This is a genomic window from Streptomyces sp. NPDC046759 (assembly GCF_040645475.1).
GTDB lineage: Bacteria > Actinomycetota > Actinomycetes > Streptomycetales > Streptomycetaceae > Streptomyces.
Window position 1 is genome coordinate 202,121 of record NZ_JBEYYJ010000005.1, and the last position, 18,557, is coordinate 220,677.

Sequence of the window (18,557 nt, forward strand, 5' to 3'; positions counted from 1 at the left end):
CCTGGGCCGGGGCTCGTCGCCCCCGGGGGCGTGTGGCAGACTCCCGGCCCGCGACCACCGGACGACACCGGGCACGGGGGAGAGACATCGTGAATCCAGGCCGGCAGCCACACCCAGGACCGTACGGGCAGCAGCAGCCGGGCCCCTACGGCCCACAGCAGCCGCCCGCGGCACCGTACGGGCAGCAGCCGTATCCGCCGCAGCAGCCGTACCGGCCCCAGCAGCCGTACCCGCAGCAGCCGTGCCCGCCCCCACAGGCGTACCCGCCCCAGCAGCCGTACCCGCCCCGACAGGCGTACCCGCAACCGCCGGTCCAGCACCTCGGCGAGGGCCGCATGCGGCTGGACCCCGGCCTCACCCCGGCCCAGCGCGATCTGGTCCTGAAGATCCAGGCGAAGTCCAAGCCCATGGCCTACGGCATGGTGCTCGGCATCCCGGTCACCTTCGGCGGTGTGCACTACGGCATCACGCGGCAGCCCCTCGGATTCGCCGCGGCGCTCGCCGGGCTGGCCCTGCTCGCCTTCGGTGTCGTCTCGCTGCTGCAGATGCAGGCCCTCAAGCGGCAGCTGCGGCTCGTCACGGCGGACGCCTGGCGCTCCCCGGCCGCGCATCTGCCCGGCGCCCGCAAGGCCGCCACGCAGGCCGCCTATCTCAACGGACTGCTGGTCCTGCTCTCCCTCGGCGCGACCGGCTATCTGCTCTGCAAGGGCGCCGGCTGGGGCGCCTACGGCAACTCCTTCGGCTTCGGAGCCCTGATGCTCGGCGCCGCCCTGCCCTTCGGCATGGCACTGGCCGCCGCGACCACCGTCCCGCAGCTGCTCCAGGTGATCCCGGCCGGCGCGAAGGTCGGCCGGAGCCTGTACTCGATCATCTTCGTGCTGGCGACGACGGTGACGGGGGAGGGCATCAAGGGCCACGCCGTCGGACCGACCGTCGCCGGCGCCGCCACCCTGCTCGTCTGCTGGGGCGCGATGTCCCTGCTGGGCAAGGCTGCCCGGCGGATGCGGGGCGAGACCGCCTAGCGCACACCGAACCCGTACACCGTCTCCGAGCGGAAGACCTCGCCCGGCCGCAGCACCGTGCCCGGGAACTCAGGCCGGTTCGGCGAGTCCGGGAAGTGCTGGGTCTCCAGGGCGACGCCGTCGCCCGGGGCGAAGGGTTCGCCGAGGTGGTCGGCGGTGTAGAGCTGGAGGCCCGGCTCGGTCGTCGACACGGTCAGGGTGCGGCCGGAGGCCGGGTCGTGCAGTTCGGCGACCTCCTCCGGGGCGGCGGTCACGCCCTTGTCCAGGACGAAGTTGTGGTCGTAGCCCGAACCGACCTTGCGGGGGCTGCGGAAGTCGAACCGGGAGCCGGCCACGTCCTGCAGGTCGCCCGTCGGGATCAGGCCGGCGTCGACCGGGGTGAAACGGGAGGCCGCCAGCCGCAGTTCGTGGCCGCCCGCATGCCCCGAGCCGGCCAGGTTGAAGTAGCTGTGGTTGGTGAGGTTGACCACGGTCGGCGCGTCCGTGACGGCCTCGTAGGCGATCCGCAACGCTCCGCCGGCATCCAGCGTGTATGTCGCCGACACCTCCAGCCGGCCCGGAAAGCCCTCCTCGCCGTGCGGGCTCACCCGGCTCAGCCGCACCCCGTGGGCCACGGGTTCGGCGTCCCAGACCCGCTTGTCGAAGCCGTGCGCGCCGCCGTGCAGGGAGTGGGGGCCGTCGTTCGGCTCCAGGGCGTAGACGGAGCCGTCCAGCGGGAAGCGGGCGCGGGCGATCCGGTTCGCGTACCGGCCGACCAGGGCGCCGAGGTACGGCTCCGGATGGGCGAGGTAGCCGTCCAGGCCGGCGAAGCCCAGGACCACGCTCGCCGTGCGGCCCTCCCGGTCCGGCACCTGGACCGACCGCACGATCCCGCCGTAGGTCAGGACCTCCACCCGGGTCCCGGCACGATCCAGCGTCCAGCGGTGGACCCCGGTGCCGTCGCGCAGTGTGCCGAAAGGTTCGCTCATATGGAAAACAGTAAGTGACCAGGGCCCTAGGCAACCGGATGGGGCGCCGTGATCGTCCGGTACGCGATCGCCGCGAGCCGCGCCTGGCCGTCCTTGCTGGGATGGAACCAGTCCCAGTGGCTGAGCTGGCCGGTGTCGAAGCGGTAGTCGTAGACCGCGTCGCCGTCGAAGCGGCAGCGGCGGTCCTTGGCGCAGACCTCCTTCAGCACCTTGTTGTACTCCACCACCCGCTGCTGCACCCGGTCCCGGCGCAGCATGGCCGCGCCGGTCAGATCGTCCGCGTCGGACAGCATCGACGGGCAGATGCCGAGCTTCCACACCTCCTTGCCCAGCGGATTGGTCCGCCCCTCGGACCACAGCCGCTTCAGGTTCGGCACGCTCGCCACGTACACCTGCGCCTTCGGCGACGCCGCGCGCAGGGTGCTCAGTGCCTCCTCGAAGTCCGCCCGGAAGCCGGCCACCGAGGTCATCGCCCGCGCCGAGGACCTGCAGGCGTCGTTCGCGCCCACCATCACCGTCACCAGCTGCGGGTCGCGCGCCGCCGCCTGGGACATCTGCTCCGGCAGATCCGCCATGCGGGCGCCGGTCACCGCGTAGTTCCAGCTGCGCTCCGCCGCGCCCGCCGTCCCCAGCAGCCGCACCGCCAGGCTGTCCACCTGCGCGTCGCTGCCCGTCGCCCAGGACACCTCGGGACAGTCCGACAGCACCGTGCACGCGTCGAAACCGCGGGTGATGGAGTCGCCGACCGCGGCGATCGAGGCGGGGCTGCGGTTCCACTCCGGCACGGTCGTACGCGCCCTGGTGCCACCCGGTGCGGGCGCGTTCCCGCCCCCGGCGTCGCATCCGGCGACGCCCAGCACGGCGGCCGCCAGGAAGGCGAGAGCGGCTCGGCCACGGCTGCTTCGCTTCCGCATCCCCTGGTGATCCCCTCGTCGTCGAATCCGATGGTTCCGGTGCTTCCTCCCATAACAACGTGCGAGGGTTCCCGACCCGGCGCCTTGGAACGGCGCACCCCCGTACAAGCGTCCCCCTGGGTGAATGGGGAGGGTTTCCTGGCACCGGGACCGACGGTACGTCACACTCCTTGCGCCGCCGCAGGGTAGCCTCGCCATCAACGCGGCCGTCGTGCCACTGCCGCCAGCCAGTCCGCAAGATGTCCCGCTCTGCCCGGAGGTTCCGGTGACGACACGTGGAGTTCTGTACGTGCACTCCGCGCCGCGCGCGCTGTGCCCGCATGTCGAGTGGGCCGTCGCCGGGGTGCTCGGCACGCGCGTCAGCCTGGACTGGATCCGGCAGCCCGCGGCCCCCGGCACCTGGCGGTCGGAGTTCTCCTGGCAGGGCGAGGCCGGTACGGCCTCCAAGCTGGCCTCCGCGCTGCGCGGCTGGCACCTGCTCCGCTTCGAGGTCACCGCCGAGCCCTGCCCGACCGCCGAGGGCGAGCGCTACAGCTGCACCCCCGACCTCGGCATCTTCCACGCCGTCACCGGCATCCACGGCGACATCCTCATCCCGGAGGACCGTCTGCGGGCGGCGCTGACGCGGTCTCAGCGGGGGGAGAGCGACCTGGAGGCGGAGATCGCCAAGCTGCTGGGCAAGCCGTGGGACGACGAACTGGAGCCGTTCAGGTACGCGGGCGAGGGAGCGCCGGTGCGCTGGCTGCACCAGGTCGTGTGAGTCCTCCCGCCCGGGCACCTGTCCCGGCACGCGTCCGGGCACGAGAAAGGGCCCCCGCCGACCGGCAGGGGCCCTTCATTTCGTTCTCAGACGGACTCAGACGGAGCGGAACGCCAGCACCACGTTGTGCCCGCCGAAGCCGAAGGAGTCGTTCAGCGCGGCGACACGGCCCTCGGCCGGCAGCTTGCGGGCCTCGCCCCGGACGACGTCGGCGTTGGCCTCCGCCTCCGGGTCGATGTTGTCCACGTTGATCGTCGGCGGTGCCACCCGGTTGTACAGCGCGAGCACGGTCGCGACCGACTCCACGCCGCCCGCACCACCGAGCAGGTGACCGGTCATCGACTTGGTGGCGGAGACCGCCATGTGGTCGGCGTCGTCGCCGAACACCTTGCGCAGCGCCTTCAGCTCGGCGATGTCACCGGCCGGCGTCGACGTGGCGTGCGCGTTGACGTGCACGATCTCCGCCGGGTTCAGGCCGGTGTTGTCGAGCAGGTTCTGCAGCGCGTGCGAGATGCCGCGGCCCTCGGGCTCCGGCTGCACGATGTCGTGGCTGTCGGCGGAGATGCCCTGCCCGACGGCCTCGGCGTAGACCCGCGCGCCGCGCTTCGCGGCGTGCTCGGCGGACTCCAGGACGAGCACACCGGCGCCCTCGCCGAGGACGAATCCGTCCCGGTCGACGTCGTAGGGACGCGAGGCACCCTGCGGGTTCTCGTTGTTCTTGGACATCGCCATCATGTTGCCGAACGCGGCGATCGGCAGCGGATGGATGGCCGCCTCCGTACCGCCGGCGACGACGACGTCGGCGCGGCCGGTGCGGATCATCTCGATGGCGTAGCCGATGGCCTCGGCGCCCGAGGCGCACGCGGAGACCGGCGTGTGCACGCCCGCGCGGGCGCCCACGAGCAGGCCCACGTTGGCCGAGGGGCTGTTCGGCATCAGCATGGGGACGGTGTGCGGGGAGACGCGGCGGACGCCCTTCTCCTTGAGCACGTCGTACTGGTCGAGCAGAGTCGTCACGCCACCGATGCCGGAGGCGATGACGGCGCCCAGCCGGTCCGGGTCGATGCTGCCGTCTTCCCCGGCCTTGCCGACGAAGCCTGCGTCCTTCCAGGCCTCCTGAGCGGCGATCAGGGCGAACTGCGCCGAACGGTCCAGCTTGCGGGCCTGCGGCCGCGGGATGACCTCGGTCGGCTCGACGGCGACCGGGGCCGCGATACGGACGGCCTGCTCGGCCGCCCAGTCCTGCTCCAGGGGCTTGATGCCGGACTTGCCGGCGATCAGGCCCTCCCAGGTCGAGGCTGCGTCGCCACCCAGCGGTGTGGTTGCGCCGATACCGGTGACGACCACGGTGCGATTGGTCGGGCTCACGGGAATTCTTTCTCCAACGGATACGGGATTCTACGGCGCCACCGCCGGGTGGCGGGGCCTTGCAGCCTGTGCCCTAGGGGGTTGCTCAGGCCTGGTGCTTGAGGATGTAGTCGGTCGCGTCACCGACGGTCTTGAGGTTCTTGACGTCCTCGTCCGGGATCTTCACGTCGAAGCGCTCTTCGGCGGCGACGACGACCTCGACCATGGACAGCGAGTCGACGTCCAGGTCGTCGGTGAAGGACTTGTCCAACTGGACGTCCTCAACCGGGATGCCAGCGATCTCGTTAACGATGTCGGCGAGACCCTTGACGATCTCTTCCTGAGTGGCGGCCATGTCGGCGCTCCTTCTTGATGTTCAGACGGTTTGTGGCAATTGCTGCCGTGCCCGATCCCAAGATCCGGCACGGAGTGCCTAGGGGAGGGTAACGACCGTGGCGGCGAAGACGAGACCCGCCCCGAATCCGATGACGAGCGCGGTGTCGCCGCTCTTCGCCTCCCCGGTCGCCAGGAGCCGCTCCATCGCGAGCGGAATCGAGGCGGCCGAGGTGTTGCCGGTGGTGCGGATGTCACGGGCGACCGTGACATGCTCCGGCAGCTTGAGAGTCTTCACCATCGAGTCGATGATCCGCACATTGGCCTGGTGCGGGATGAAGACGTCCAGTTCTTCGGGACTGATCCCGGCCGCGTCCAGCGCCTGCTGGGCGACCTTGGCCATCTCGAACACGGCCCAGCGGAAGACCGCCTGGCCCTCCTGCGTGATCGCGGGGAACTTGACGTTGCCCTCGCTGTCCACGGGCAGCGCGCCGAGGTCACCGATGCGGAAACGGTCCCACGGGACGGTCTGCTTGATCGTCTCGGCCTTGTCGCCCTCGGAGCCCCACACGGTCGGGCCGATCGCCGGCTCCTGCGAGGGGCCGACGACGACTGCGCCGGCGCCGTCGCCGAACAGGAAGGCCGTGGCCCGGTCCTCCAGGTCGGTCAGGTCGCTGAGCCGCTCCACGCCGATGACGAGCACGTACTCGGCGGAACCTTCCACCACCATGCCCTTGGCGAGGGTCAGGCCGTAGCCGAAGCCCGCGCAGCCGGCCGAGATGTCGAAGGCGGCGGCCTTGTTCGTGCCCAGCTTGTCGGCGATCTCGGTGGCGACGGCCGGGGTCTGGCTGAAGTGGGAGACGGTCGAGACGACCACGGCACCGATCTGCTCGGCATCGATGCCGGCGTCCGCGATCGCCTTGCCGGAGGCCTCGATCGACATCGCGGCCACGGTCTCCTCGGGACTCGCCCAGTGCCGGGTCTCGATGCCGGAACGCGAGCGGATCCACTCGTCGGACGAGTCGATCTTCTCGAGGATCACCTCGTTGGGCACCACCCGCGTCGGCCGGTAGCCGCCGACGCCGAGGATGCGCGCATACGGGGCGCCCTTGCTGGGCTTGATCTTCGCCATGTACGGCTCTCCTTAGGCGCCTGCGTGCTCGGAGACGAGCTCACGGGCCGCGTCGAGGTCGTCGGGGGTCTTCAGGGCCAGCGTCTTCACGCCGGGCAGCGCGCGCTTGGCCAGGCCGGTCAGCGTGCCGCCCGGGCACACCTCGATGAGCGCGGTGACGCCCAGTTCCTTGAACGTCTCCATGCACAGGTCCCAGCGCACGGGGCTGGCGACCTGGCCGACCAGCCGCTGCAGCACCTCGGTGCCGCTGGCGACGGTCCGGCCGTCCTTGTTGGAGACGTAGGTGACCTTCGGGTCGGCGGGCGTCAGCTCCGCGGCGGCCTTGGCCAGCGTCTCGACGGCGGGCGCCATGTGGTGGGTGTGGAAGGCGCCGGCCACCTTCAGCGCGACGACCTTGCGGACGCCCTCGGGCTTGTCCTCGGCCAGCGCGGCCAGCTGCTCCAGCGTGCCCGCGGCGACGATCTGGCCCGCGCCGTTGATGTTCGCCGGGGTCAGCCCCAGCTTCTCCAGGTGTGCCACCGAGGTCTCCGGGTCGCCGCCGAGCAGCGCCGACATGCCCGTCTCGGTGATCGCGGCGGCGTCGGCCATGGCCAGACCCCGCTTGCGCACGAGACCCAGCGCGGCGGTGTCGTCCAGGACCCCGGCGAAGGTGGCGGCGGTGATCTCACCGACGCTGTGGCCGGCGACCGCACCCGGGGCGATCTCGGAGATGTCACCGAGTGCCGCGGCAGACAGGATCCCGGCGGCGACCAGCAACGGCTGGGCCACCGCGGTGTCGCGGATGGCGTCGGCGTCGGCCTGGGTACCGCAGTGGGCCAGGTCCAGTCCGATGGCGTCCGACCAGGCGGCGACACGGTCGGCGGCGCCGGGCAGTTCGAGCCAGGGAGTCAGGAAGCCGGGCGTCTGGGCGCCCTGGCCGGGAGCGACGAGTACGAGCACTCTCACACTCTCTCTTGGGGACGGCCGAAGCCGCCCGTGAGGACAGGGACGAAGAACACGAGGGGCTTTTGTGGAGCCCCGACAAAACCCTATGCCGGGGCTTCACCGTCGACCAGACGCCCCAGGATGAGCGCGATCCGTAGCGTGAACGCGGATCGTACATCCGATGGCGACCAACCGGTGACGTCAGTCACACGTCGGAGCCGGTAGCGCACGGTGTTCGGGTGAACGAAGAGCATCCGGGCCGCGCCTTCCAGGCTGCTCGCCTGCTCCAGATAGACACTCAGGGTCTCCAGCAGTGCCGACCCCGCCTCTTCGAGAGGTCTGTAGATCTCCTCCACCAACTGCTCGCGGGCGCCCGGATCGCCCGCGATCGCGCGCTCCGGCAGGAGATCGTCCGCCAGCACCGGCCGCGGGGCGTCCTGCCAGGCGGAACACGCCTTCAGACCCGCGGCGGCGGCCTGCGCGGACCGGGTGGCGGCCAGCAGGTCGGGTACGACGGGTCCGGCGACCACCGGACCGGCGGCGAAGGGGCCGATCAGCGACTTGGCGACGGCGAGCGGGTTGGGGCTGCCCCCCGCGATCACGACCAGCCGGTCCCCGAGCACCCCGGTGAGCACCTGCAGCTTGGCATGCCGGGCGGCCCGCCGGATCGCCTCGACGGTCAGCTCGCTGTCCCCGTCCGGCGCGGTTCCGAGGACGACGCACACGTGCTCGGGCGAGTTCCAGCCGAGCGCGGCGGCCCGGCTGACGGCTCCTTCGTCCGCCTCCCCGCTGAGCACGGCGTTGACGACCAGCGATTCCAGCCGCGCGTCCCAGGCACCGCGTGCCTCGGCGGCCTGGGCGTACACCTGCGCGGTCGCGAAGGCGATCTCCCGGGCGTAGACGAGCAGCGCTTCCCGCAGCACGCCTTCGTCCCCGGGCGCCGCCACCTCGTCGATGGCGCTCTCCATGACCTCGATGGTCGTCCGCACCATCTCCACGGTCTGCCGCAGCGTGATGGCCCGCGTCAGCTCGCGCGGCGCGGTCCCGAACACGTCCGTGGAGATCGCCTGGGGGGCGTCGGGGTGCCGGAACCACTCGGTGAAGGCGGCGATGCCGGCCTGGGCCACCAACCCGATCCAGGAACGGTTCTCCGGGGGCATGGCCCGGTACCACGGCAGGGTCTCGTCCATCCGCGCGATGGCCTGCGCGGCGAGAGAGCCGGACGACTTCTCCAGCCGCTTCAGGGTCGCGGCGTGCGGGTGGACGTCGAATGCGTGGCGATCGCTGCTGTGGGATTCGGGTTCGGGCACGGGGACAAGACTGCCTTATCCGGACGTCGGCGTGCGTCGCCGGGTCGGGGGTGAGGGGCCGGCGCCGCTTCCCGCGGGGCTACGGTGGGGGTCGTGATGGACGTACGGCGCGCCGCTGAGCGCTACCCCGGGGGCGATCCGGAGGCCGGCATCGAGTCCTGGCACGCCTTCTCCTTCGGGCCGCACTACGACCCCGGCAACCTCCGGTTCGGCGCGGTGATCGCCTGCAACGAGGAGCGGCTCGCCGCGGGCGCCGGCTTCGACGAACACCCGCACAGCCACACCGAGATCGTCACCTGGGTCGTGGAGGGCGAGCTGACCCACCGCGACTCCACCGGCCACGAGACCCGGGTGCGCCCGGGGGACGTGCAGCGGCTCAGCTCGGCCGCGGGGGTCCGGCACGTCGAGCGCAACGACGGGGCGTCGCCGCTCACCTTCGTCCAGATGTGGCTGGCGCCCCTGGAACCGGGCGGCGACCCGTCGTACGAGATCGTCCCCGGCATCGCCGACTCCACCCCGTACGCCGTCCCCGAGGCGGGCGCCATGCTGCACGTGCGGCGCCTGACGCAGGGGGAACGGACGGCGGTGCCGGACGGGGCGTACGTGTACGTCCACGTGGTCCGGGGCGAGGTCCGGCTGGGCGAGGAGCACTTGGCGACGGGCGACTCGGCCCGGATCACCGGGGCGGAGTCGCTGGAGGCGACGGGGCTGACGGCGGCGGAACTGCTCGTGTGGGAGATGGGCGCGTAGGGGCCGCCCCTCGCCCGCCGGCCTCAGCCGCGCAGCTCCGCCAGCACCCCGTCCGTGAACACCGGCCACGCCTCGATCGCCCACGGCCCGAACGGCCGGTCCGCCAGCGCGGCGCACGCCACGCCCGCGGCGGGGTCGACCCACAGGAACGTACCCGACTGCCCGAAGTGACCGAAGGTGCGCGGTGACGACGAACTCCCCGTCCAGTGCGGCGACTTGGAGTTCCGGATCTCGAAGCCCAGTCCCCAGTCGTTCGGGCTCTGGTGCCCGTACCCCGGCAGTACCCCCTTCGTCCCCGGGTACTGCACGCTCATCGCCTCCGCGACCGTCCGCGGATCCAGCAGCCGCGGCGCCTGTACCTCGGCCGCGAACCGCAGCAGGTCCGAGACCGTGGACACACCGTCCTTGGCCGGCGAGCCCTCCAGCGAGGTCGACGTCATTCCCAGTGGCTGCAGTACCGCCTGCCGCAGATACTCGGCGAACGGAATGTCCGTGGCCTTGGCGATGTGATCGCCGAGCTGCTCGAACCCGGCGTTGGAGTACAGCCGCCGCTCCCCGGGCGGAGCCGTCACCCGGTGTTCGTCGAAGGCCAGTCCGGAGGTGTGGGCCAGGAGGTGACGGACGGTGGAACCGGGCGGTCCGGCAGGCTCGTCCAGCTCGATCGCGCCCTCCTCGTACGCGACCAGCGCCGCGTACGCGGCCAGCGGCTTGGTGACGGACGCGAGCGGAAAGCGGTGGCCGACGGGGCCGTGCGTGCCGAGGACGGTTCCGTCGGCTCGTACGACACCCGCCGCCGCGGTGGGGACGGGCCAGTTCTCGATCGACGCCAAGCTGTTCAACGACATGGTGCCGAGCCTATGCGGCTCACAGCAGCAGACGCATCGACGGGTCCGGGTCCCGGGTGAAGCCGAGCGACGCGTACAGCGGCTCGGCCTCGGCGGAGGCGTTCAGCAGCACGTGCACGGCGCCCCGCTCCCGGAACCAGGCCAGCAGCTCCTCCATGCAGGCGCGCGCGTAGCCCCGGCGCCGGGCGTCCGGGTCGGTCGCGACACTGAAGACGTACCCGACCCGCCCGTGCGGGTTGCCGGCCTTCCCGATGCGGTACTCCAGCGTCCCGGCCACCGCCGCGGCCAGCGTCCCCGGCCGGTCCGGACGGTCCGCGACGAAGGCGACGAAGTCGCCGTCCGGCTCGGCCAGCCGCTCCCGCAGCGTCGGCAGCGATTCGGCGTGCCAGTCGGCCGGCCCGGAACCGCCACCGCTCCACAGGGCGTCGATCATCACCTGCCGCAGGCGCAGCAGTTCACCGGCATCCTCGGGCCGTGCCCGGCGTGCAAGACTCATGTCCCGCACGCTAGTCAAAGGCCCGAGCCCGCGTCCGGGGGTTTTCTTACCGAACCCGCTTGCTTGGAGTGCACTCCAAGGTCATAGCGTGGAGGCCATGACGGTGATGCAGACCACGCCAGCGGACACCGCACCCACGGCCCCCGCAGACATCTGCTCCGCCCCGCCCAGACCGCATCCGCGCCCCGACGGCCAGGACCGCTACACGATCAGCGAGGTCGTCGCGTACACCGGCCTGTCCGCGCACACCCTGCGCTGGTACGAGCGCATCGGCCTGATGCCGGACGTCGACCGCTCGCACACCGGTCAGCGGCGCTACCGCAACCGCGACCTGGACTGGCTGGACTTCGTGACCAAGCTGCGGCTGACCGGCATGCCGGTGGCGGACATGGTCCGGTACGCGGAGCTGGTCCAGGAGGGCGAGAGCACCTACCGGGAACGGCACGCCCTGCTGGAGTCGACCCGCCGGGACGTCCTGAAAAGGATCGCCGAGCTGCGGGACACGCTCGCCGTACTCGACCGCAAGATCAGCTTCTACGCGATGGAGGGGACCACGCGATGACCGACGCCAGGATTCCGACGGTACGGCTCGGCGAGAGCGGACCGGAGGTGGGCGTACAGGGCCTGGGCTGCATGGGCATGAGCTTCGCGTACGGCCCCACCGACGCCGGCGAGGCGCGCGCGGCGCTGGAGCGGGCGCTCGAACTGGGCGTGACGCTCTACGACACGGCGGACGCCTACGGCGCGGGGGAGAACGAGCGCTTCCTCTCCCCCTTCTTCAAGGCCCACCGCGACGAGGTGGTCATCGCCACCAAGTTCGCCCTGTCGATCCCCGAGCACGACCCGACCGCGCGGGTCATCCGCAACGACGCGCCGTACATCCGCCAGGCCGTCGAGGCCAGCCTGAAGCGGCTCGACGTCGACGTGATCGACCTGTACTACATGCACCGCCGTGATGTGAACGTGCCCGTCGAGGAGACCGTCGGCACGATGGCGGAGCTGGTCCGCGAGGGCAAGGTCAAGCACCTCGGGCTGAGCGAGGTCACCTCCGGTGAACTGCGCGCCGCGCACGCCGTGCACCCGATCGCGGCCGTGCAGTCGGAGTGGTCCCTGTTCAGCCGGGACATCGAGGCGAAGGTCGTACCGGCCGCACGCGACCTGGGCGTCGCCCTGGTGCCGTACTCGCCGCTCGGCCGGGGCTTCCTCACCGGGTCCTTCACCCATGCCGAACAGGAGCTGACGGCCGACGACTTCCGCCGCCGGCAGCCCCGCTTCACCGGCGACAACGCGACCGCCAACGCCGCTCTGCTGGAGCCGGTCCGCGCGATCGCCGAGGCCCACGACGCCACCGTCGGCCAGGTCGCCCTCGCCTGGGTGCAGCAGCGCGCCACGGCCGACGCCCTCCCGGTCGTCCCGATCCCCGGCACCCGCAGGCCGGGCCGGGTGGAGGAGAACGTGGCGGCGACGGCGATCGTCCTCACGGACGAGGAACTGTCCAGGCTGGAGCCGATCGCGGGCCAGGTCGCGGGTGCCCGGTACGCGGACATGACCTTCGCTTCCGGCGGAAGGGAATAGGTCAGAGTTCCGCCAGCAGTTCCGCCTTCTTGGAGGAGAACTCCTCGTCGGTGACCAGCCCGGCCCGGTGCAACTCCCCGAGGTGGCGGATCCGTTCGGCGATCTCGGCGGGGTCGCGCCGGGACGCGGCCGGTGCCACGGGCACCGGCCCCCGCGTGCGGACGGCGGCGAGAACGGCCGCGGCGAACGGCAGTGACTCGTGCACCGGTCCGTACCCCAGCCCGAAGACGACGGCCGCCGGGTCCTGGTCGGGCTGTCCGGCCGCCGCCGGGTCGGCGGAGCGCCCCAGCAGCCTGAGGTACCCCTCGAACACCTCCGGCGACCGCCACTCCACCCCGCCCAGGTCGGCGACGGCGAAGCTCTGGTCGCCGGCCTTCCACTTCGCCGACGACGCGCCCGTCCACGACCAGCGGAACTGCACCGCCGTACCGTCGAAGGACGCCTTTGCGTCGTACGCCTTGAACTGCAGCGGCGCCTCGGGCGCGGGCACCAGGAACCGCTCGGCCGGACCGGAGCCGGACTCGGTCAACAGCCCCTTCAGCTCGTCGGCGTAGTACTCGGCGAGGGTCTCCCGCTCGGCCGGGAGCACCAGCCGGTACGGATCGGAGCCCTCCTTCAGCTGCCCGGCCGCCGCCTCCATCAGCGGATCGGCGCCGGGCCGCGGCAGCAGCCGCAGGACGACGGTGCCGCGCCTGCCCGGGGTGAGGGTCACGCCCTCGACCGCGGACAGCGGGACGCGTCTTTCCCCGAGTGCCTGGAACAGCTTCGGTGTTCGAATCCCCCGTTCGTAGCGGATGAGCACGGAGTCGGACTCGAACTCCCAGACGGCATGAAAACCCGCCAGTACGTCACCCATGCGGCTCATCGTATGCGGCACGTGCTCCTCCGTCGCCACCCGCGCAGACCGCACTTCCTGCTGTTTCTACGCGCGTCCGGCCGTCGTCGTGCGGGGCACGCCGGTCCGGCACGCGTCGTTCTCGCGTGCGCACGTCACCGCGTCGTACGCGCCGACCGCCACGTCGGCGAGGTTGCGCAGGCTGTCCGTGCCCGGCTGGAAATAGCCGGCGTGGCCCTGCGCGTCCCGCGCGGACAGCACCCGCGCGCCGAACGCCCCGGACACCGGATCGGCGCCGTGCCCGAGCCCGCCGAGCTCCAGGTACGGCACGTCCTGGATCCAGTCGGTGGCGTCCCGCATGGCCCACACCCGGGCCGTGGTGCCCAGGTGGGAGGCGCTGGAGACCCGCATGCCGGGGCTCGCGGCCACCGCTATGTCCGTCACCCGGCGTGGCATGGCGTGCGCGGCCACCCCGCAGACCACCGAGCCGTAGCTGTGGCAGACCATCGCCACGGGCGCCCTGCCGGGCAGGCCGCCCAGCAGGGCGTTCAGCCGTACGGAGCCCTCCTGGGCGCGCAGCCCGGTGGCAGCGTCCATGCCGAGGCCGTCGGGGGCGGTGTAGTCGGCCCAGGCGATCACGGCCCTGCGCGTCGTGGGGCTCTGGGCGCGCTCCGCCGCGTACAGCGCCTTGGCCATGCCGACCGGCGCGGTGTACGGGCGGTTGGTCTTCTGGAAGGTGAGCAGATCGGTGTCGACGCCGGGGACGACGACCGAGATCCGCTGGGCCTCGTCCAGGTTCCCGAACACCTCCGCGATGCGGCCCGAGCCCTCGGGGTCGAACGCCAGGATCTGCCGGCCGGGGGTCAGCAGGGACTCGTAGCGGTGCATGCGGCGACCCGCGTCCTGCTGTCCGGCCGTGCTGAGCCGGCTGTCGTGCATGCGGTTCTTCTCGACCTCGAGGGCCTGCTCCAGCGCGATGTGGTTGGCGCGGTAGCGCAGGGTCGCGGGGGCGCCGTTCATGTTGCCGACCGCGAGCGGATAGCGGTGGGCGAGACGGCTCCGGTCCTCGGGGGAGAGGGCGGTGAAGAAACGGCTGAGCCGGGCCGGCGCGGCCTGCGGGTCCGGCAGGTGCAGGCCGTGGATACTGCCGTGCTCCCACTGGGCGAGCGAGGCCTGCAGCGCGGTCGCCTCCCGATGACTGCGCAGTGCGGTCCAGCCGGTGGTGGCGAGCATCACGAACACCACGGCCAGCGCCAGCAGGGCGCGCCAGACGTTCAGTTGCGGGGAGGTGTCGAAGGAAGTCACTGGGAGGACACACTAGGAGAACGGGAGGGTCTCGGGGTAACCGAGTGACGGGTATCACGTTTCGTGAACCGTCGAACGGGTGGTCAACGATCACGCTCCGCACGCCAGTTGCCGGTGAGCGCCGAACCCACCAGATCGAGGTGCGACGCGGTGAGTTGACGGATGGCCTCCAGGCTGAAGTCGTCGCCCGTGCACCACTGCCGCTCGGTGACCCTTATCACCCCGCCGAACAGGGCCACGGCCAGCCGCGGCCGCGGGTCGGCGTCCACGTCCACGCCCTCGCGCCCGGCCAGCAGTCGCGCGATCGTCTCCTCCGTCGCCGCCGAGCGGCGCAGATGGGCGGCGAGCAGCGCGGGCGTCGACGAGATGGTGCGGTACATGCGCAGGTACAGCTCGACCGGGACGGCCGACTCGACCGTCTCGCGGATCCCGTCCCAGCCCTCCAGCACCGCCTGCCGCAGCGCCTCCAGCGGCGCCTCGTGCGGCGGACGCGCGCGTACGGCGTCGACGAAGCGCGCCTCCGTCATCTCCTGGACCGCGAAGGCCACGTCCTCCTTGCCGGCGAAGTAACGGAAGAAGGTGCGCTGCGAGACGTCGACCGCCTCGGCGATCTCGTCGACGGTCGTGTGCTCGTAGCCCTGGGTCGTGAACAGCTCCAGGGCGGCCCGCAGCAGCGCCTCCCGGGTGCGCTGTTTCTTGCGTTCGCGCAGCGTTTCCATATGTGTCAGTTACTGTCGGATGAAATCGTTTGTCAATTGTCAGAGGCTGTCACTACCCTCGGGCGCATGACTAGTCGGACCACCATCGACGCGGCGGGGCCGGGGGACGCGGCGCCCGGCGCTCCGCTGGAGTCGCCTCCGGCCGCGGGGCTGCGCGGCCACCCCTGGCTCACCCTCGTCACCGTCGCCGTGGGCGTCATGATGGTGGCCCTCGACGGCACCATCGTGGCGATCGCCAACCCGACCATCAAGGAAGACCTGGGCGCGACCTTCGCCGACGTCCAGTGGATCACCAACGGCTACTTCCTCGCCCTGGCGGTCACCTTGATCACCGCGGGCAAGCTCGGTGACCGCTTCGGCCACCGGCAGACCTTCCTCATCGGCGTGACCGGCTTCGCCGCGGCCTCCGGCGCCATCGGCCTGTCCCACAGCATCGCCGCGGTCGTCACCTTCCGTGTCTTCCAGGGGCTGTTCGGCGCGCTGCTGATGCCGGCCGCGCTGGGCCTGCTGCGGGCCACCTTCCCGGCCGAGAAGCTGAACATGGCCATCGGCATCTGGGGCATGGTGATCGGCGCGTCCACCGCGGGCGGCCCGATCCTCGGCGGCGTCCTCGTCGAGCACGTCAACTGGCAGTCGGTGTTCTTCATCAACGTGCCGGTCGGCGCGCTCGCCCTGATCCTGGGCGCGCTGATCCTCCTCGACCACCGGGCCGACAACGCCCCGCGGTCCTTCGACGTCCTCGGCATCGCGCTGCTCTCCGGCGCGATGTTCTGCCTCGTGTGGGCGCTCATCAAGGCGCCGACGTGGGGCTGGGGCGACGGCAGGACCTGGGCGTTCATCGTCGCGTCCGCGGTGGGCTTCGGCCTCTTCTCCCTCTGGGAGACGAGGGTCGGGGAGCCCCTGATCCCGCTGGGCCTGTTCCGCTCGGTACCGCTCTCGGCGGGCGTGGTCCTGATGGTCCTCATGGCCATCGCGTTCATGGGCGGCCTGTTCTTCGTGACGTTCTACCTGCAGAACGTCCACGGCATGACGCCGATCGGCGCGGGCCTGCACCTGCTGCCGCTCACCGGCATGATGATCGTCGGCTCGCCGCTGGCGGGCGCCGCGATCACCAGGCTCGGCCCGCGCATCCCGCTGGCCGGCGGCATGGCAGCGACCGCGATCGCCATGTATGGCATGTCGACGCTCGAGGCCGACACCGGCAGCGGTGTGATGTCCGTCTGGTTCGCGCTGCTCGGCCTGGGCCTCGCGCCGGTCATGGTCGGCGCCACGGAGGTCATCGTCGGCAACGCGCCCATGGAGCTCTCCGGTGTCGCCGGCGGCCTTCAGCAGGCTGCCATGCAGATCGGCGGCAGTCTCGGTACGGCCGTGCTGGGCGCCGTGATGGCCTCCAAGGTCGACAGCGACCTGCCGGGCAACTGGACCGGCGCCGGGCTGCCGCGGCTGACCCCGGGCCAGCTCGACCAGGCCTCGGAGGCGGTCCAGGTCGGCGTCGCCCCGGTGCCGAAGGGGGTGCCGGAGCAGGTCGCCGCGAAGATCACCGAGGTCGCCCACCACACCTTCGTCTCGGGCATGAGCCTCGCCTCACTGGTCGCGGCCGGCGTGGCGGCGGTCGCCGTCCTCGTCGCGCTGCTCACCAAGCGGGGCGCGCACGCCGAGGCGGGCGCGGGCGTGGGCCACATCTGAGCGCCGCCCGCGGTGGTTTCCGGCCGGAGTTCGCCTATCAGGGTGACTCCGCTCAAGATCGCTCGCATCGGGCGCGCGCCGCAGGTCACAGTGGGTCAAGTCCTCCGCAGGACATGGGAGGACCGCCGGGCCGCGGCGCGCGCTGCTGGAGGGGGGCAGCGCGCGCAGGTCTGGCGACGCGAAACCGGGGTACCCGCAAGCCGAAGCCGAACTGTCGACGGACCTCAGGGAGTTGATGATGGCGGGCTTCGGGCACGGAACGCGCGGATACCCCCGGTCACGTGGCCGGACGTGGCAACGGACCGGGCCGGACCGTGCGACGCTCGGGATCATCGGAGCGATCTGCGCGGTGGCCGGCTTCTTCGCACTGGGCATCGTCCTCGGCCCGGTGGCGATGTTCTGCGGCTGGCAGTCCATGGGGCGCAAGTGGTCGGGCGACCGCAACGTCCCGGCGCTGGTCGCGCTGATCCTGGGCGCGATCGACACACTGCTGGCCGTCATCGCCCTGGCGGGCGCGGCGACATGGGGGCACGGGCTGCTCTAGTGCGGCGACCGGAAAGGTCTGCCGGAACGCTCGCGGCGTCCGGTGCTGGGGGTACCTCCCACGCCCTTCAGGCAGTGGGGGAGCCTCGCAAGGCGGAGCATCGTCCGCGTACGGGATGTACTGGGGTGATGCGACAACGCGGCGAGGTACCCCGGGCGTCGCGAGCCGGTGAACCTTTCCGGCCGCAGCACCAGCCGACGGGTCCGCATCGTCGGGCTCGGGGCCGTCCGCCGTCTGCCGCCTGTGGGTGCGCGGGAGCTGATCGCTCGGTTTCCCGCGCCCCTTCGGGGCCCGTCAGCTCCGCTGACTCTCCCGCTCGTCGGCCAGCCGGGCGACCTCCGCCCGCAGCAGCCGCACTTCTTCGGCAAGAGAGGCGATCGCCTCCGTCTGCCGCCGCTCCTCCGCGTCGTCCTTCTCGAACCGCGCGATGAACCAGGCCGCGATGTTGGCGGTGACGACACCCAGCAGGGCGATCCCGGACAGCATCAGCCCGACGGCGATCATCCGCCCCAGCCCGGTCGTCGGCGCGTGGTCCCCGTATCCCACGGTCGTCATCGTCGTGAACGACCACCACACCGCGTCACCCAGCGTCCGGATGTTCCCGTGCGGCGAGTCCCGCTCCACGGACAGCACGGCGAGCGACCCGAACATCAGCAGCCCCACCACCGCCCCGGCGACGTACGTCGTGAGCCGGATCTGCGAGGCCATCCGCGCCCGCCGCCCCACCAGCAGCAGCGTCGAGACCATCCGCAGCAGCCGCAGCGGCTGCAGCAGCGGCAGCACCACCGCGCACAGGTCCATCCAGTGCGTCCGTACGAACTCCCGGCGCCGGGGGCTGAGCGCCAGCCGCATCAGGTAGTCCACCGCGAACGCCGCCCACACGACCCACTCCGTGACGGTGCAGGCGACCGTAAGGAGCGGGTACGCGGGGTTGTCCACGATCGGCACGGCGTAGGCGACGGCGAACACCACCGCCAGAGCCAGCAGCGGCCGTTGGGTATGCCCTTCCCAACGTGCCTGCGCGGACTCATCGTTCATGGACGCATCGTAGGTCGCGCCCGGAAGGGACGCGGGGCAGCGCCGGCGTGCGGG

General features: G+C 71.7%; 20 protein-coding genes. 7 read left to right on the plus strand and 13 right to left on the minus strand.

The annotated features are described in order from the left end of the window. Positions 1-89 precede the first annotated feature (89 nt). Entirely contained in the window at positions 90-1,022 is a 933-nt protein-coding gene (locus tag ABZ919_RS09235) for a hypothetical protein (RefSeq protein ID WP_361244508.1), read from the plus strand. On the opposite strand, the gene ABZ919_RS09240 is transcribed toward ABZ919_RS09235, so the two are convergent. Then, positions 1,019-1,990: an aldose epimerase family protein gene (locus ABZ919_RS09240; RefSeq protein ID WP_361244511.1), complete on the minus strand. Its 972-nt coding sequence runs from the start codon at positions 1,988-1,990 to the stop codon at positions 1,019-1,021. The genes ABZ919_RS09235 and ABZ919_RS09240 overlap by 4 nt on opposite strands. 26 nt (positions 1,991-2,016) lie before the next feature. Continuing rightward, positions 2,017-2,904: an SGNH/GDSL hydrolase family protein gene (locus tag ABZ919_RS09245; RefSeq protein ID WP_361244513.1), complete on the minus strand. Its 888-nt coding sequence runs from the start codon at positions 2,902-2,904 to the stop codon at positions 2,017-2,019. 265 nt (positions 2,905-3,169) lie between these two features. Between ABZ919_RS09245 and ABZ919_RS09250 the strand changes: the two genes are divergently transcribed. After that, complete coding sequence (locus tag ABZ919_RS09250) at positions 3,170-3,664, plus strand: DUF3145 domain-containing protein (protein ID WP_361244516.1); 495 nt, start codon at positions 3,170-3,172, stop codon at positions 3,662-3,664. A 96-nt stretch (positions 3,665-3,760) separates the two neighbouring features. Here the strand turns inward: ABZ919_RS09250 and fabF are convergent, their stop codons facing one another. From fabF to fasR, 5 genes are all read right to left on the minus strand, one after another. After that, positions 3,761-5,032 carry a beta-ketoacyl-ACP synthase II gene (fabF, locus tag ABZ919_RS09255; RefSeq protein ID WP_361244519.1) on the minus strand — a complete coding sequence of 424 codons (1,272 nt, stop codon included), beginning with the start codon at positions 5,030-5,032 and terminating at the stop codon, positions 3,761-3,763. Positions 5,033-5,117: 85 nt separating this feature from the next. Continuing rightward, complete coding sequence (locus tag ABZ919_RS09260; protein ID WP_361244522.1) at positions 5,118-5,366, minus strand: acyl carrier protein; 249 nt, start codon at positions 5,364-5,366, stop codon at positions 5,118-5,120. A 78-nt stretch (positions 5,367-5,444) separates the two neighbouring features. Continuing rightward, positions 5,445-6,476, minus strand: coding sequence for a ketoacyl-ACP synthase III (locus tag ABZ919_RS09265; RefSeq protein ID WP_361244525.1), 1,032 nt, complete (start codon positions 6,474-6,476; stop codon positions 5,445-5,447). A 12-nt stretch (positions 6,477-6,488) separates the two neighbouring features. Continuing rightward, the gene (locus tag ABZ919_RS09270; protein WP_361244528.1) at positions 6,489-7,415 is read right to left on the minus strand and encodes an ACP S-malonyltransferase; all 927 of its coding nucleotides are present in this window, start codon (positions 7,413-7,415) and stop codon (positions 6,489-6,491) included. Positions 7,416-7,504: 89 nt separating this feature from the next. Beyond that, on the minus strand, positions 7,505-8,710 hold the full coding sequence (gene fasR / locus ABZ919_RS09275) for a fatty acid biosynthesis transcriptional regulator FasR (protein WP_361244531.1): 1,206 nt from the start codon (positions 8,708-8,710) through the stop codon (positions 7,505-7,507). Between the two features lie 96 nt (positions 8,711-8,806). Here fasR and ABZ919_RS09280 point away from each other — a divergent pair, with 96 nt between their 5' ends. Then, entirely contained in the window at positions 8,807-9,460 is a 654-nt protein-coding gene (locus tag ABZ919_RS09280) for a pirin family protein (RefSeq protein WP_361244936.1), read from the plus strand. 23 nt (positions 9,461-9,483) lie between these two features. Here ABZ919_RS09280 and ABZ919_RS09285 read toward each other — a convergent pair whose 3' ends face one another. Beyond that, the gene (locus ABZ919_RS09285; RefSeq protein WP_361244534.1) at positions 9,484-10,305 is read right to left on the minus strand and encodes a serine hydrolase domain-containing protein; all 822 of its coding nucleotides are present in this window, start codon (positions 10,303-10,305) and stop codon (positions 9,484-9,486) included. 19 nt (positions 10,306-10,324) lie between these two features. After that, positions 10,325-10,801 (minus strand): GNAT family N-acetyltransferase, encoded by a 477-nt coding sequence (locus ABZ919_RS09290; protein ID WP_361244537.1) that lies wholly within the window; start codon positions 10,799-10,801, stop codon positions 10,325-10,327. Positions 10,802-10,898: 97 nt separating this feature from the next. On the opposite strand from ABZ919_RS09290, the gene ABZ919_RS09295 reads away from it, so the two are divergent. Next, positions 10,899-11,363 (plus strand): MerR family transcriptional regulator, encoded by a 465-nt coding sequence (locus ABZ919_RS09295; RefSeq protein WP_361244540.1) that lies wholly within the window; start codon positions 10,899-10,901, stop codon positions 11,361-11,363. After that, positions 11,360-12,376: an aldo/keto reductase gene (locus tag ABZ919_RS09300; protein WP_361244542.1), complete on the plus strand. Its 1,017-nt coding sequence runs from the start codon at positions 11,360-11,362 to the stop codon at positions 12,374-12,376. The genes ABZ919_RS09295 and ABZ919_RS09300 overlap by 4 nt, the downstream gene beginning before the upstream one ends. A gap of 1 nt (position 12,377) precedes the next feature. Here the strand turns inward: ABZ919_RS09300 and ABZ919_RS09305 are convergent, their stop codons facing one another. The 3 genes from ABZ919_RS09305 to ABZ919_RS09315 form a co-directional block, all read right to left on the minus strand. Next, a complete protein-coding gene (locus tag ABZ919_RS09305; RefSeq protein ID WP_361244545.1) occupies positions 12,378-13,232 on the minus strand; it encodes a DUF4429 domain-containing protein in 855 nt (284 codons plus the stop codon). Positions 13,233-13,298: 66 nt separating this feature from the next. Then, a complete protein-coding gene (locus ABZ919_RS09310) occupies positions 13,299-14,516 on the minus strand; it encodes an alpha/beta hydrolase (RefSeq protein WP_361244548.1) in 1,218 nt (405 codons plus the stop codon). 83 nt (positions 14,517-14,599) lie between these two features. Continuing rightward, complete coding sequence (locus ABZ919_RS09315; RefSeq protein ID WP_361244551.1) at positions 14,600-15,235, minus strand: TetR family transcriptional regulator; 636 nt, start codon at positions 15,233-15,235, stop codon at positions 14,600-14,602. 66 nt (positions 15,236-15,301) lie between these two features. Here ABZ919_RS09315 and ABZ919_RS09320 point away from each other — a divergent pair, with 66 nt between their 5' ends. Together ABZ919_RS09320 and ABZ919_RS09325 are read left to right on the plus strand one after the other, a co-directional pair. Further along, complete coding sequence (locus tag ABZ919_RS09320; protein WP_361244553.1) at positions 15,302-16,921, plus strand: MFS transporter; 1,620 nt, start codon at positions 15,302-15,304, stop codon at positions 16,919-16,921. 235 nt (positions 16,922-17,156) lie between these two features. After that, entirely contained in the window at positions 17,157-17,465 is a 309-nt protein-coding gene (locus tag ABZ919_RS09325; RefSeq protein WP_361244556.1) for a small hydrophobic protein, read from the plus strand. 294 nt (positions 17,466-17,759) lie between these two features. On the opposite strand, the gene ABZ919_RS09330 is transcribed toward ABZ919_RS09325, so the two are convergent. Then, a complete protein-coding gene (locus ABZ919_RS09330) occupies positions 17,760-18,503 on the minus strand; it encodes an ion channel (RefSeq protein ID WP_361244559.1) in 744 nt (247 codons plus the stop codon). Between the last annotated feature and the right edge of the window lie 54 nt (positions 18,504-18,557).